We start from the raw sequence: 13,180 nt of genomic DNA, 5'->3' as shown, positions 1-13,180 counted from the left end.
GGTGGAAGCGTGGTGACACGTGGAGCTGACGAATACTAATCGATCGAGGACTTAACTACATTCTTTTCAATGTCACGGTATTGCCTCTTATTTAGTCTTGAAGGTATGAACAAAGCGAAAGCTTTTGTCCAACCTTATATCAAATTGTCTGGCGGCGATGGCGGAGAGGTCACACCTGTTCCCATGCCGAACACAGAAGTTAAGCTCTCCAGCGCCGATGGTAGTTGGGACTTTGTCCCTGCGAGAGTAGGACGCTGCCAGGCAGTAAGATTTTTATTCATATCGCGGGATGGAGCAGTCTGGTAGCTCGTTGGGCTCATAACCCAGAGGTCGCAGGTTCAAATCCTGCTCCCGCAACCAATATCTTTAATAGTGGTACTGCAAGTGCAACCAATATCTTTAATAGTAGTACTGCAAGTGCAACCAATATCTTTAATAGTGGTACTGAAATGCAAGAAAGTTTTATACGGTCCGGTAGTTCAGTTGGTTAGAATGCCTGCCTGTCACGCAGGAGGTCGCGGGTTCGAGTCCCGTCCGGACCGCCACTTTTATATACATACATCATCACACATGATTTGAAGTCAATCGTGTGTTTTTTTAATTTATACGGATTTTGATATTTAACAATGTTGTCCGCTATCATCTCTTCTTTTTTCTTCCGCTTACTACCTCCGACTTTTATTTTCCTTTTTACGTGTCTTTTTGCTATCATGAATAGAGACTAAAGAAGTGGTGAGGCCCATATGGATGAATTTTCATTTATTGATTCAATCAAGCAAAAATATTATAGGCAGCCAACACTGCTAAGAGGAGTTGGGGATGATGCTGCTGTTTTTCGACAGCAGAATAGGGACATAGTTACCTCGGTAGATACAATGGTGGAAAATGTCCATTTTTCCAAGCATACGATGTCTCTGTTCCATGCAGGTTACCGGGCACTTGCAGCGAATATTAGTGATTTGGCTGCAATGGGTGCTACACCTGCTTTTTATTTGACTTCCATCGTGATCCCAAGTGATTTGAAGGCTGAAAGTGTGACAAGAATATTTTCCGGGATGGATTACTTGGCATCCATGTATCAGATGGATTTAATCGGTGGGGATACGGTGTCAGGCTCGGAGCTCTCTATCTCTATTACCGTCATCGGATATACCGATTCGGGAAAGGCCAGATATCGTAGTTCCGCCCGTGAAGGCGATGTTATATTTGTCACAGGATCACTTGGCGATTCGCAGGCCGGCTTTCATATCCTAACCAATAAAGGGGAATATGTGGAGGAAGACTATTTTATACGGCGGCACCGCATGCCATCTCCCAGAGCAGAATTCGCTGCGGAGCTTCAAGGGGTACGTCGGGTATCTCTGAATGATATCAGTGATGGCCTTGCAAGTGAACTGAATGAAATTGCGGAAGCCTCCCAGCTAACAATGGTGGTGAAGGAGACTGCTCTTCCTGTCAGTACTCACTATTCCCAATTTCCGACCCAGTTGCAATATAAATGGAAGCTGTACGGTGGAGAAGACTTTGAACTTGTTGGTACTGTAGCAAAAGAAGACTGGGAAAGTGTAAGAGAAGCGGCAGAAAATACAAATACACCAATCACCCGAATAGGATATGTAGCTCGGCCGCAATCCTCCCATGTTTACTTAGAGACGGCTAATGGAAAGACTCCATTATATAAAGAAGGATACACCCATTTAAAGTAGGTGACATAATGACAGAAAAAGTACAGACTAATACAGACCTGGAAACGATACAGCTCGCAGTTAGACTTGCTTCTCTATTGAAACCCGGTGATGTCCTGACATTGGAAGGGGATTTAGGGGCAGGTAAGACGACGTTTACAAAGGGAATTGCTGAAGGGTTGGGGATTGAGCGGACTGTCAGTAGTCCTACCTTTACAATTGTAAAAGAGTACGAGGGAGAAATCCCTTTGTATCACATGGATGTTTATCGTCTGGAGGGCTCTGAAGAGGATATTGGTTTAGATGAGTACTTGCATGGAGACGGTGTGTCCATCATAGAATGGCCTCAATTTATTGATGACATATTGCCGGAAGAGAGATTGGCAATAAAAATCAACTATGTAGACGAAAATATAAGAACATTGGAATTCACCCCGCGGGGCAAACATTACAACAGGGTTGTCCGAGAGTTGCTGCGTGCTGGTGTCTAAAGTAAGGAGCATTTTATAACTATGAACACACTTGCAATTGATACATCGAATCAGATAATGGGGGTAGCCATTTTAAAGGATGGACAGTTAATAGGAGAAATAATGACAAATTTGGCGAAAAACCATTCCGTCCGGCTGATGCCTGCTATCCAACAGTTAATGGAAGAAGTAAGTATGAAGCCGGAAGACTTGGACCAAATTGTGGTGGCAAAGGGTCCCGGTTCATATACAGGCGTGCGTATCGGCCTTTCTACTGCTAAATCGATGGCATGGGCCCTAGGCATCCCAGTAACAGGGGTGTCCAGTTTGGAAGTGCTCAGTTATCAGGGACGCTTTTTCAATGGAATGGTCTGTCCCTTTTTTGATGCGCGGCGTGGACTGGTATATAGTGGTGTCTTCGAGTGGGGGAATGAGCGGATGTCACTTATAAGGGAAGAGGCCAACCTCCCTATGGAAGATTTGCTCGAAGATGTGGCGGCCAGAGAGAAAAAGGTTCTGTTTATAAGTCCGGATATTGCCAAGCACGGTGAACGGATCAGACAATATTTTGGGGATCTTGCGGTTATCCCGGATGCTCCATATCATATGCCCAAGGCTGGCCATTTGGCTCTAGCGGCTATGGGGAAAGAGAAAGATGACAAGCATACCCTTGTCCCGAACTATCTACGTTTGGCGGAAGCAGAAGCTAAGTGGCTGGAAGCCCAAAAGGAACAAGAAAAATGACGGCCGGGATCATAAGAAAAATGGGAACTGAGGATGTCGATCAAGTTCTTGATGTAGAGCGAGCTTCTTTTGCCACTCCTTGGACAACTGATATTTTTTATCAGGAACTGGTCGATAATCGGCATGCCCATTATTTTGTTATTGAAGTGGAGAAGGTAATTGCAGGCTATGCAGGCACTTGGGTGGTATTCGAGGATGCTCAGATCACCAATATAGCTATCCATCCGGAATACCGCGGAAGAAAACTGGGACAAATGCTGTTTCAGTATGTACTGCAGCAAATGACCATGATGGGGGTTAGCCGGTTGTCACTAGAAGTCCGGAAATCCAATCTAACTGCTCAAAAGTTATATCGAAAATTTGGCCTTGTACCTGGCGGAATCCGAAGAAACTATTATACGGATAACCAGGAAGACGCTATAGTAATGTGGGTGAATCTGCGATGAAAAAAGATGTGAATATATTAGGAATCGAGACAAGCTGTGATGAAACGGCGGTTGCTATTGTTAAAAATGGAAGAGAAATCATTTCCAATGTGGTTGCTTCCCAAATCGAAAGTCATAAACGGTTTGGCGGAGTCGTTCCAGAAATCGCTTCACGGCATCATGTAGAGCAAATAACGCTTGTGTTGGAAGAGGCATTCAACCAGGCAGAGATGGACTGGGAAGATATTGATGCGATTGCAGTAACAGAAGGTCCTGGACTAGTCGGTGCTCTTTTAGTCGGGGTTAATACAGCGAAAGCTTTGGCATTTGCCAAACATAAGCCGTTGATCGGTGTCCATCATATAGCTGGTCATATCTATGCTAATCGATTGGAGAGCGAATTCACCTTTCCGTTGCTCGCTTTAATCGTTTCAGGCGGCCATACAGAGCTTGTATTGATGCGTGCCCACGGAGAGTACCAAGTTATCGGGGAAACACGGGACGACGCAGCAGGTGAGGCTTATGACAAAGTTGCTCGGATGCTCGAATTGCCATATCCTGGCGGGCCGCATATCGATCGGTTGGCCTCTGAAGGAGAAGAAAGCATCGACTTTCCAAGGGCTTGGTTGGAGGCAGGCAGTTATGATTTCAGTTTCAGTGGATTGAAATCGGCTGTCATCAATAAAATTCACAATGGAAAGCAGCGGGGAGAAATAATAAAAAAAGAAGATGTTGCCGCGAGCTTCCAAGCAAGCGTTGTAGAAGTGCTGACAGAAAAGACACTTCGGGCTGCTGAAGAGTATCAGGTGGAGCAGGTGATTGTTGCAGGGGGGGTTGCTGCGAATCAAGGTTTGCGTAAATCATTGGATCAGAAATTCAGTGGTACAGGAATCCCTTTAAAGATACCGTCATTGAAGCTGTGTACGGACAATGCTGCCATGATTGCGGCTGCAGGAGCGATTTCTTATGAACGAGGGAATACGGCAAAACTCGACTTGAATGCCAATGCGTCCCTGTTATTAAAATAAACAGGTTGTCCACAATTATGTGGGTAACCTGTATGATATACTGTTCATAGAGAGTCGGCGGTGTGGACAGAAATAGTGGATAACTTGCGTTCTGGTTGTGGATAGTGTGCATAACCTTGTTGGCAACTTTATGTTAAAAGGTTCATCAGAATAATTGCTTGTGGACAAATCTGGGGAAGCGGAGAGAAATTTGGTGATACGATAATGAATAAGAAGCAATCCTATTATATGCAGAGTGATTTGATCATTCTGTTCATCATGTTTGTGTGTGTAAGTCTGTTGGCCATCTATAATGCTCAGCAGCTTGAGCAGTATGGGAACGAAAATTTTGTACTGAAACAGGTGCTTTGGTTTTTGATAGGGGCCTGTCTTGTCGCGGCCATTCAGTATTTCGATTTAGACCAGCTATATAAGGCCAGTACCTTCATCTACATCTTCGGTGTTTTTGTTCTGTTTTTACTATTGATTAGCCCGGCAAGTATTGCCTATCCTGTCAATGGAGCCAAAAGTTGGTTCCAATTTCCAGGCTTGTCCTTGCAACCGGGTGAATTTGTTAAAATGTCGACGATTCTCTTCTTGGCAGCAACCGTGAGCCGGCATAGGTCTAAACATGTTGCTCCAACTTTAAAATCAGATACTTTTTTACTGGGTAAACTTGTATTGATAGTTGCCATGCCAGTAGTATTAATCATGATGCAGCCTGATTTCGGGACGGCAATGGTCTATGTATTTGTCCTTGGCATGTTTATTATTCTTTCAGGCATCAGTTGGAAAATCATTATGACACTTGTTGCAGCAAGTACGGCGTCGATTGCTGCCCTGCTTGGATTTATCATCCGTTTTCCTCAGCTGGCACAGGATACGATCGGTATAAAAGGATACCAGATTAACAGAATTCTCACCTGGTTCGATCCGACACAGCAATCAAGTGATGCGACATTCCACTTTGATCGGGCCTATATGGCACTTGGCTCCGGGCAGCTGTTCGGTAAAGGGATGGATAATCTGGAGGTGCCATATCCTGAAGCCCATACTGATTTTATCTTTTCGGTGATAGGAGAAAGTTTCGGCTTCATCGGTAGTGCACTGGTCATCTTCCTCTATTTTATGCTCTTATACAAACTTGTAACTCTAGGGTTGAATACGTATAGTCATTCTCCATTCGGTGCTTATTTGTGTTTTGGCTACTTCAGTGTCCTGTTGATCCATGTCTTTCAGAACATCGGTATGACCCTTGGTATTATGCCGATCACAGGGATTCCGCTTCTCCTGGTCAGTTATGGTGGAAGCAGTGTGTTGTCAACGATGATCGGCTTCGGCCTTATCTATCGTGTTGCAGTAGAACATACGATACAGAATGACTACTTGTTCAAATGACAAATTACTGCATGGCTATCCACCATGTACATTATAACTGCAGAGAGGCAGTCTAGTCTCATAACACATGTTTTATATAAATGCAGAGAAAAAGGCTTAGAGATAGAGATTCTCTAAGCCTTTTATAATAAAGAAATGCTATTATTCCATTAGCTTCGCAGAGGGGTTGTCTAATCCTCCTGCAGAGCGGTCCATTCTTCCATTAACAGGTCTATATCCCGCTTAAGATCACTGGTCTGCTTTGTAAGTTCCAGCGCTTTTTCATGATCTTGATAGACTTCCGGCTCAGCCATCTGCTTCTCAAGCAGGACAAGGTCTGCTTCCAGTTTTTCCACTTCTTCCTCGACTTCCTGTATACGCCTTTGCTTCTTACGTTCTTCTCTTTGTATCTTCTTATCTTGCCGATAGTCACGTGCTTTCTGATCAGCTTTATGGACGACTTCCTCTGTCTGTTGAAGTCTGGCTATTTCCGCTTCCTCCGCCTTTTTCTCCATATAATAATCGTAATCCCCAAGGTAGACAGTCATGCCATCCTGTCTCATTTCAGCCACCTGGTCAGTTATGCGATTGATAAAATAACGGTCATGGGAAACAAATAGGATGGTCCCCGGAAAATCTTGAAGGGCTGCTTCCAGTACTTCTTTACTATTAATATCCAAATGGTTGGTGGGCTCATCCAAAATCAGCAAGTTCGCTTTCTGCATCATCAGTTTGGCAAGGGCGAGTCGGGCTTTTTCCCCACCGCTCAAGGAATCGACTGGTTTAAGCACATCATCTCCTGAAAAAAGAAAGTTGCCTAGAATGGTTCGGATATCCTTCTCATTCACGGTGCGATGCTCATCCCATAATTCATCCAGCACGGTCTTGGAGGAGAAGAGGTCTGCCTGCTCCTGATCATAATATCCTATCTGGACATTCGTACCTTCCTGTATCTTCCCCTCAATTGGCTGGTGTTTCCCCATGATGATCTTCAACAGGGTGGTTTTCCCGACTCCATTCGGGCCGACCAGGGCAATCCTTTCTCCGCGGTTCACCTCCAGGTCAACATTGGAGAAGAGAGGCTTGCTGTCCTCTTCATAGCGGAAACTGAGGTTATTTAACCTGAGTACATCGTTGCCACTTCTTCTCTTGATTTGGAAGGAGAAATTGGCAGATGCCTCATCACCTAGTGGCTTATCCACTATTTCCATTTTCTCCAGCTGTTTCCGTCTGCTTTGCGCTCGCTTGGTGGTGGAAGCACGCGCAATATTCCGCTGGATGAAGTCTTCCATCTTCTTGATCTCTGTCTGTTGTTTCTCATACTCTTTGAGCTCTTGTTCATAATCCCTGGCTTTCTGTTCCAAGAATTTACTGTAGCTGCCATGATATTTTTTCGTCCGGTGTCTGGAGACCTCATAAACTATATTTACTGTTTTATCGAGAAAATACCGGTCATGCGAGACAATGACAATGGCGCCTGGATACCCGTTCAGGTAATTTTCCAGCCAACCAAGCGTATCGATGTCCAAATGGTTGGTGGGCTCATCCAATATAAGCAAGTGAGGCTTCATTAACAGAAGCTTCCCAAGAGCCAGGCGGGTCTTCTGTCCTCCGCTCAATTCCCGGATGGCGGTGTCATAACTGTAGTCCTGGAAATTCAGTCCGCTCAGAACTGCCTTGATCTCCGCTTCATACATATAACCGCCATCGCGCTGGAAGGCCTGCTGGAGGCGGTCGTACTCTTCCAACAGCTTTTGTGATTCATCAGACGGCAGGTTGCCGCCCATTTTTTGCTCGAGCTCCCTCAATTCCTTCTCACGGTCGATCAGATGCTGGAATACCTCCAGCATCTCTTCCCAGATTGTTTTGTCCGACTCCAGGGAAGTGTGCTGTGAGAGATAACCGATGGTTGTTTCCTTCGGCTGGAAGATGTCTCCCTCATCGTATGTAAACTCACCGGCCATTATTTTAAGGAGAGTCGATTTGCCGGCACCATTCCTGCCAACAATCGCAATTCGATCACGGTCTTTTATCTCTATTTTTACGTTGCGTAAAATTTCCTCAGCCCCAAAGGATTTGGAAACTCCATTCAACTGCATTAATATCATTTTGTTCACCTCATCTATTCAAGTCTATCTTATATGGAATCAACCAGGCAATCAACTTGTGAAAACAATCACGACTTTTCTCTTTTTTTCTGGTAAAATGTAAGTGAGCCATTAATCAAGAATGGAAAAGAGGAATAGTTATGGTACAAGATAACATCCCACAGGCAACTGCCAAACGTCTGCCATTATATTACCGTTTTTTAAATAACCTTAATCAGCAGGGGAAAGCCCGTGTGTCTTCCAAGGAACTGAGTGAAGCGGTTAAAGTGGATTCTGCCACCATCCGAAGAGACTTTTCCTATTTTGGCGCACTAGGAAAAAAAGGATATGGATATAATGTGGAATACCTTCTGGGCTTTTTCCGGGAGACATTGGATCAGAATGAGATTACAGAGGTTGCACTGATTGGTGTAGGTAACCTTGGTACAGCATTCTTGAATTATAATTTTATGAAGAACAATAATATAAAGATAAAAGCGGCTTTCGATGCGGATCCGCAAAAGGTAGGAACGGATATAGGAGGAGTACCCGTCTATCATATAGATGAAATGGAACAAAGGATGGAAGGGATGAAAGTGGCAATCCTTACGATTCCAGCAGTGGAAGCTGAACGTGTAACAGAGCGCCTTGTCGAGTTCGGTGTAGAAGGAATCCTCAACTTCACCCCGGCAAGGATTACGGTGCCGTCCCATGTGCGTGTTCACCATATTGATCTCGCTGTGGAACTGCAAGCGTTGGTTTATTTCTTGAAACACTACCCGCTTGATACACCGGAATAATGGAAAAAACCTGTCGAACGTTGATTCGACAGGTTTTTCTGTAGCCGGAAATGATTAATCCTTTTTATTTTTCTTTTTGATTTGTAAATGGATGTTCACCATACGGATGGCGACTCCGAAATCCATGGTAGCAACCACCGCAAGCAGTATGGTGGTAAAATTCCAAATGGTTTCATCTGCTGTCTGAATGGCTGCGTATATAAAAACGGCACCCATGGCAAAATAGATAATTGCCGAAGTGAGCGGGGAAACTCTCATACTTAACCTCCTATCAGTATCATCTGCTGTTCCAATTGCCGTTGCATACGCTCAATCTCCTCAGGAGTAAGCCCGTACTGGGCCAGAACAACTATGGTATTCATCGCTGCATGCACAATGATCGGTACAATGATCCGTTTGGTGTGTACATAGAGAAACGCAAAGACGAATCCCATGGAAGCATAGACCAAAATATGGGTAGGATCCAAGTGGATCAAGCCGAAGACCAATGCGGACAGTAACGCAGCGAAGAAAAAATTCATCCGTTTATATAAACTTCCAAAAATGATCTTACGAAAGATAATTTCTTCCAAAATTGGAGCAATCAATGCCGGGATCACCATAAAAATTGGAGCGGCCCTCGTAATATCCATAATCTGCTGGGTATTCTCCGAACCAGATTCAATCCCGAGCAATTCCATTTCAATCAGTCCAGCAATCGTCTGGGCTGCGAAGGCCATGAACACTCCTAAAATGGACCATATGACCACTGTGCCCAAGGACGATGCATCTCTGGAATTTCCGGCCTGCATGTCTGGCTTCATCAGTAAGATGGTAACAATCAGTGCCGCAATGAAACTGAGAATGGACCAATAGATGACAGCCTCGAAATCAGTAATCGGAAAAACAGCATATAAAACTGGTGCACCAATTATTGCAGAAAACTGCATGATAATATAAGTTGCGATAACCCACCAATAGCGTTTCGGCAATGTGTAACGACTCCTTTAAAAAGTTTATCGCATGCCAGCGGGCGGCAAAAATCCCTGCCGGATAAAGCCCCCATGCAGGAGGTGATTTCATGCATAGTAATCATTTTATCATACCTGCTACATCTATTATAATAGAATGACCGCAACCCGGACTTATACCTCCTTAAATGGGTTGACCATGGTTACCAAAATTATATAAAAATTTACAGTTACAATGCTTGCATTTTTAAATCGAATTATTTATTATATAAACTGTGATTAGCACTCAGCACTTCCAAGTGCTAATAAATTTAATTCAAAGAGGATTAAGGAGGCTTTCTACATGATTAAACCACTAGGAGATCGCGTTGTAATTGAGCTTGTAGAACAAGAAGAAAAAACTGCAAGCGGTATCGTACTTCCAGATTCTGCACAAGAAAAACCGCAGGAAGGAAAAGTTGTAGCCGTCGGTTCTGGTAAAGTTGCAGACAATGGAGAAAGAGTGGCACTTGAGGTTTCTGAAGGAGACCGTATCATCTTCTCTAAGTTTGCCGGTACAGAAGTGAACCATGAAGGTACCGAATACTTAATTCTTCGTGAAAGCGACATCCTGGCAGTAGTTAGCTAAACAGAAGAATATAAATATACTTAATAAAACCAAAAATTATTTTCAAGGAGGATATATATTATGGCTAAAGACATTAAATTCAGTGAAGACGCTCGCCGCGCCATGCTTCGCGGTGTAGATACTTTGGCAGATGCAGTAAAAGTTACATTAGGGCCAAAGGGCCGCAATGTCGTGTTGGATAAGAAATTCGGTTCCCCGCTGATTACCAATGACGGTGTGACAATCGCCAAGGAAATCGAACTGGAAGATGCTTTTGAAAACATGGGTGCACAGCTGGTATCCGAAGTTGCTTCCAAAACCAATGATGTTGCCGGTGATGGTACAACTACCGCTACTGTTCTTGCACAGGCAATGATCCGTGAAGGTCTGAAGAACGTTACATCCGGTGCCAATCCTGTTGGTATCCGTCGTGGTATCGAAAAAGCAGTTGCTTCAGCCGTAGAAGAGCTGAAAACCATTTCTAACCCAATTGAAAACAAAGAATCCATTGCACAGGTCGCTGCAATCTCTTCCTCTGACGATGAAGTGGGCAGCTTGATTGCTGAGGCTATGGAACGTGTTGGCAATGATGGTGTCATCACTATTGAAGAATCCAAAGGGTTCAATACGGAACTTGAAGTAGTGGAAGGTATGCAATTCGACCGTGGATATGCTTCTCCATACATGGTGACAGACCAGGACAAAATGGTGGCTGAACTGGAAGACCCATACATCCTTGTGACTGATAAGAAAATCGGCAATATCCAAGAAGTATTGCCTGTTCTTGAGCAAGTGGTACAGCAAGGTAAACCATTGCTGATCATTGCTGAAGATGTAGAAGGGGAAGCACTGGCTACATTGGTTGTGAACAAGCTTCGTGGCACATTCAATGCAGTAGCAGTTAAAGCACCAGGATTTGGTGACCGTCGTAAAGCAATGCTTGAGGACATCGGTATCCTTACAGGCGCAGAAGTGATCACAGAAGATCTCGGCCTTGATCTGAAGAGTGCAGATATCGAGCAATTGGGCCGTGCATCCAAAGTAGTTGTAACAAAAGAAAATACAACGATCGTGGAAGGCTCCGGAAACCCTGAAGCCATTTCTTCCCGTGTATCCCAGATTCGTGCGCAAGCAGAAGAAACTACATCTGAGTTTGATAAAGAAAAACTGCAGGAGCGTCTCGCCAAACTTGCCGGCGGTGTAGCAGTAATCAAAGTCGGTGCAGCAACAGAAACTGAATTGAAAGAGCGCAAACTCCGTATCGAGGATGCTTTGAACTCCACCCGTGCAGCTGTAGAAGAAGGAATTGTTGCCGGTGGTGGTACAGCTCTTGTCAATATTTACAATAAAGTCAGAGGCTTGGACCTCCAAGGCGATGAGGTGACAGGTGCGAATATCGTCCTCCGTGCTATGGAAGAGCCTGTACGTCAAATTGCACACAATGCCGGTCTGGAAGGCTCCATTATCGTGGAACGCCTGAAAGGTGAAGAAGTTGGCATTGGTTATAACGCAGCATCCGGTGAATGGGTGAATATGGTAGATGCAGGAATTGTTGATCCTACCAAAGTAACTCGTTCTGCTCTGCAAAACGCAGCATCCGTTGCAGCCATGTTCTTGACAACTGAAGCAGTTGTTGCCGACAAGCCTGAAGAGAATGAAGGCGGCGCCGGCGGAGACATGGGCGGCATGGGTGGAATGGGCGGAATGGGCGGCATGATGTAAGCCCATCCCCATAAACCTTGATATATCAATGTTTTGTGACCACAACATCGTGTTGTGGTCACATTTTTGGTCACATAAACTTTTTTTCGGTTAAAATGGAGTGATGTTTTTCATCAAGTTGCCGAATTTCTCCGCATCCTTTCTTCGCACAGGTTCCGTGGTATGCAAATAAATCTGCCTCGTGGTTTTATCCTCGGAGTGACCCAATCTCTCCATGATTCGTTCTAAACTTACACCGGCTTCAGCCAACAAACTGGCATGCGTATGCCGAAGGGAATGTGGAGTTAAGTGGTCGTCCAAATCGGCTATCCTCAATAGTCGGGTCATGCGCTGTTGGACAATTTTTGGGTATATCGGATAACCGAGATACTTACCCCTATTCACAAATATAAATGTATCATCATAGTATTCTTCTCCAGCCTCATTTCTTATGAATTCATTTTCCTCTATAAGTTTTGTAAGTGCCTGATAGACAATATAATCGATATCAATGGTCCGTCGGGAAGATAATGTTTTGGGAGTCACCAGCTGGAATTTCTTGATATTATTATTGGGATTATAGTAGGTCTTGGAGATGGAAAGGAAAAATTCTTCTCTCTTGGTTACATCTGTACTTTTCAGGGCGCATAATTCTCCCACCCTTATCCCTGTATAGGCCAAAGTTAAAAAGATTTCAAAGTCTAGTTCCAATCCATTCTGCTTGGCGGTCTGTAGGAATCGTGCCAGGTTCTCTTTTTCCATATACTTTGGCAGCGCGACCTCCTGTTCCAATTCTTCAATGGTTTTTGCTTTCTTGGGCAAATATGCATACTCCGTCGGATCCTTCCGGATGATGTCATGCTGCATGGCCTTCTTGAAAATCATCCTGCCTGTGCGATGGATGCCATCCAAGGTTCGTCTGGAGAACCGCTCATTCAGTTTGTATAGCATGTTCTGATATATTTCCCATGTAATATCGTCCATTTTGAGACTGCCGAGGTATTGGTTCAGGTTACCGATCTCGTGTCGCCGCACTCGTGTAGTGCCCGGTTTGACTCCCCGTTCTTCTTCATAGATTTTTATCCACTGCTCACTGAATTCCACAAACGTTATTTGATTGTGAAATACCTCTTTGCCTACATCCAAATCGTTCTCTATTTGTCGTGCGAATTGCTTGGCTGAGTCGAGGGTTTGGAATCCCCGCCGTTTGATCTGCTTTCTTTTTCCCGTCTGTTTATCGATACCGCCATCAAGGGTGAACATCCAGCGGATCCCTTTTTTCGTTGTGTACTTCTGAAAGCTAGCCATGTAATTCCCTCCCTGGTGC

General features: G+C 44.4%; 13 protein-coding genes, 2 tRNA genes and 1 rRNA gene. 12 read left to right on the top strand and 4 right to left on the bottom strand.

The window, feature by feature from the left end:
• Window positions 1-147 precede the first annotated feature (147 nt).
• The 9 genes from rrf to ACFOGI_RS15415 all read left to right on the top strand — a co-directional run bounded on the left by rrf (window position 148) and on the right by ACFOGI_RS15415 (window position 5,729).
• Window positions 148-263, top strand: a 5S ribosomal RNA gene (rrf, locus tag ACFOGI_RS15455).
• Between the two features lie 20 nt (window positions 264-283).
• Window positions 284-360: transfer RNA gene (locus tag ACFOGI_RS15450), tRNA-Met, on the top strand.
• A gap of 108 nt (window positions 361-468) precedes the next feature.
• Window positions 469-545, top strand: a tRNA-Asp gene (locus tag ACFOGI_RS15445).
• A 198-nt stretch (window positions 546-743) separates the two neighbouring features.
• Complete coding sequence (gene thiL, locus ACFOGI_RS15440) at window positions 744-1,706, top strand: thiamine-phosphate kinase (RefSeq protein WP_390274495.1); 963 nt, start codon at window positions 744-746, stop codon at window positions 1,704-1,706.
• A gap of 8 nt (window positions 1,707-1,714) precedes the next feature.
• Window positions 1,715-2,176, top strand: a complete 462-nt coding sequence (gene tsaE / locus ACFOGI_RS15435) for a tRNA (adenosine(37)-N6)-threonylcarbamoyltransferase complex ATPase subunit type 1 TsaE (RefSeq protein WP_390274491.1) — start codon at window positions 1,715-1,717, stop codon at window positions 2,174-2,176.
• Window positions 2,177-2,197: 21 nt separating this feature from the next.
• A complete protein-coding gene (gene tsaB / locus ACFOGI_RS15430; RefSeq protein ID WP_390274487.1) occupies window positions 2,198-2,899 on the top strand; it encodes a tRNA (adenosine(37)-N6)-threonylcarbamoyltransferase complex dimerization subunit type 1 TsaB in 702 nt (233 codons plus the stop codon).
• The gene (gene rimI / locus ACFOGI_RS15425) at window positions 2,896-3,345 is read left to right on the top strand and encodes a ribosomal protein S18-alanine N-acetyltransferase (RefSeq protein ID WP_390274485.1); all 450 of its coding nucleotides are present in this window, start codon (window positions 2,896-2,898) and stop codon (window positions 3,343-3,345) included. The genes tsaB and rimI overlap by 4 nt, the downstream gene beginning before the upstream one ends.
• Entirely contained in the window at window positions 3,342-4,352 is a 1,011-nt protein-coding gene (gene tsaD, locus ACFOGI_RS15420) for a tRNA (adenosine(37)-N6)-threonylcarbamoyltransferase complex transferase subunit TsaD (RefSeq protein WP_390274482.1), read from the top strand. The genes rimI and tsaD overlap by 4 nt, the downstream gene beginning before the upstream one ends.
• Before the next feature lie 204 nt (window positions 4,353-4,556).
• Window positions 4,557-5,729 (top strand): FtsW/RodA/SpoVE family cell cycle protein, encoded by a 1,173-nt coding sequence (locus ACFOGI_RS15415; RefSeq protein ID WP_390274479.1) that lies wholly within the window; start codon window positions 4,557-4,559, stop codon window positions 5,727-5,729.
• Window positions 5,730-5,899: 170 nt separating this feature from the next.
• Here the strand turns inward: ACFOGI_RS15415 and ACFOGI_RS15410 are convergent, their stop codons facing one another.
• A complete protein-coding gene (locus ACFOGI_RS15410; RefSeq protein ID WP_390274477.1) occupies window positions 5,900-7,816 on the bottom strand; it encodes an ABC-F family ATP-binding cassette domain-containing protein in 1,917 nt (638 codons plus the stop codon).
• A 140-nt stretch (window positions 7,817-7,956) separates the two neighbouring features.
• Between ACFOGI_RS15410 and ACFOGI_RS15405 the strand changes: the two genes are divergently transcribed.
• Window positions 7,957-8,595: a redox-sensing transcriptional repressor Rex gene (locus tag ACFOGI_RS15405; RefSeq protein WP_390274474.1), complete on the top strand. Its 639-nt coding sequence runs from the start codon at window positions 7,957-7,959 to the stop codon at window positions 8,593-8,595.
• Window positions 8,596-8,649: 54 nt separating this feature from the next.
• On the opposite strand, the gene ACFOGI_RS15400 is transcribed toward ACFOGI_RS15405, so the two are convergent.
• Both ACFOGI_RS15400 and ACFOGI_RS15395 read right to left on the bottom strand, forming a co-directional pair.
• Window positions 8,650-8,853 carry a YdiK family protein gene (locus ACFOGI_RS15400; protein ID WP_390274471.1) on the bottom strand — a complete coding sequence of 68 codons (204 nt, stop codon included), beginning with the start codon at window positions 8,851-8,853 and terminating at the stop codon, window positions 8,650-8,652.
• A 2-nt stretch (window positions 8,854-8,855) separates the two neighbouring features.
• Entirely contained in the window at window positions 8,856-9,566 is a 711-nt protein-coding gene (locus tag ACFOGI_RS15395; protein ID WP_390274469.1) for a CPBP family intramembrane glutamic endopeptidase, read from the bottom strand.
• Between the two features lie 322 nt (window positions 9,567-9,888).
• Here ACFOGI_RS15395 and groES point away from each other — a divergent pair, with 322 nt between their 5' ends.
• Together groES and groL are read left to right on the top strand one after the other, a co-directional pair.
• Window positions 9,889-10,173 (top strand): co-chaperone GroES, encoded by a 285-nt coding sequence (gene groES / locus ACFOGI_RS15390; protein WP_390274467.1) that lies wholly within the window; start codon window positions 9,889-9,891, stop codon window positions 10,171-10,173.
• Window positions 10,174-10,233: 60 nt separating this feature from the next.
• Entirely contained in the window at window positions 10,234-11,874 is a 1,641-nt protein-coding gene (groL, locus tag ACFOGI_RS15385; RefSeq protein ID WP_390274465.1) for a chaperonin GroEL, read from the top strand.
• Between the two features lie 90 nt (window positions 11,875-11,964).
• On the opposite strand, the gene ACFOGI_RS15380 is transcribed toward groL, so the two are convergent.
• Window positions 11,965-13,161 (bottom strand): site-specific integrase, encoded by a 1,197-nt coding sequence (locus ACFOGI_RS15380; protein ID WP_390274462.1) that lies wholly within the window; start codon window positions 13,159-13,161, stop codon window positions 11,965-11,967.
• Between the last annotated feature and the right edge of the window lie 19 nt (window positions 13,162-13,180).

It is taken from the genome of Virgibacillus xinjiangensis (assembly GCF_042643145.1).
Lineage (GTDB): Bacteria > Bacillota > Bacilli > Bacillales > Amphibacillaceae > Virgibacillus_O > Virgibacillus_O xinjiangensis.
This window is presented reverse-complemented; position numbering and strand designations above follow the sequence as displayed.

What these genes read in the sequence shown, in the direction of transcription:
- tsaE (WP_390274491.1), top strand. Translation starts at nt 1,715, where the DNA reads ATGACAGAAAAAGTACAGACTAATACAGACCTGGAAACGATACAGCTC.
- rimI (WP_390274485.1), top strand. Translation starts at nt 2,896, where the DNA reads ATGACGGCCGGGATCATAAGAAAAATGGGAACTGAGGATGTCGATCAA.
- thiL (WP_390274495.1), top strand. Translation starts at nt 744, where the DNA reads ATGGATGAATTTTCATTTATTGATTCAATCAAGCAAAAATATTATAGG.
- ACFOGI_RS15410 (WP_390274477.1), bottom strand. Translation starts at nt 7,816, where the DNA reads ATGATATTAATGCAGTTGAATGGAGTTTCCAAATCCTTTGGGGCTGAG.
- ACFOGI_RS15415 (WP_390274479.1), top strand. Translation starts at nt 4,557, where the DNA reads ATGAATAAGAAGCAATCCTATTATATGCAGAGTGATTTGATCATTCTG.
- tsaB (WP_390274487.1), top strand. Translation starts at nt 2,198, where the DNA reads ATGAACACACTTGCAATTGATACATCGAATCAGATAATGGGGGTAGCC.
- ACFOGI_RS15405 (WP_390274474.1), top strand. Translation starts at nt 7,957, where the DNA reads ATGGTACAAGATAACATCCCACAGGCAACTGCCAAACGTCTGCCATTA.
- groL (WP_390274465.1), top strand. Translation starts at nt 10,234, where the DNA reads ATGGCTAAAGACATTAAATTCAGTGAAGACGCTCGCCGCGCCATGCTT.
- ACFOGI_RS15400 (WP_390274471.1), bottom strand. Translation starts at nt 8,853, where the DNA reads ATGAGAGTTTCCCCGCTCACTTCGGCAATTATCTATTTTGCCATGGGT.
- ACFOGI_RS15380 (WP_390274462.1), bottom strand. Translation starts at nt 13,161, where the DNA reads ATGGCTAGCTTTCAGAAGTACACAACGAAAAAAGGGATCCGCTGGATG.
- tsaD (WP_390274482.1), top strand. Translation starts at nt 3,342, where the DNA reads ATGAAAAAAGATGTGAATATATTAGGAATCGAGACAAGCTGTGATGAA.
- groES (WP_390274467.1), top strand. Translation starts at nt 9,889, where the DNA reads ATGATTAAACCACTAGGAGATCGCGTTGTAATTGAGCTTGTAGAACAA.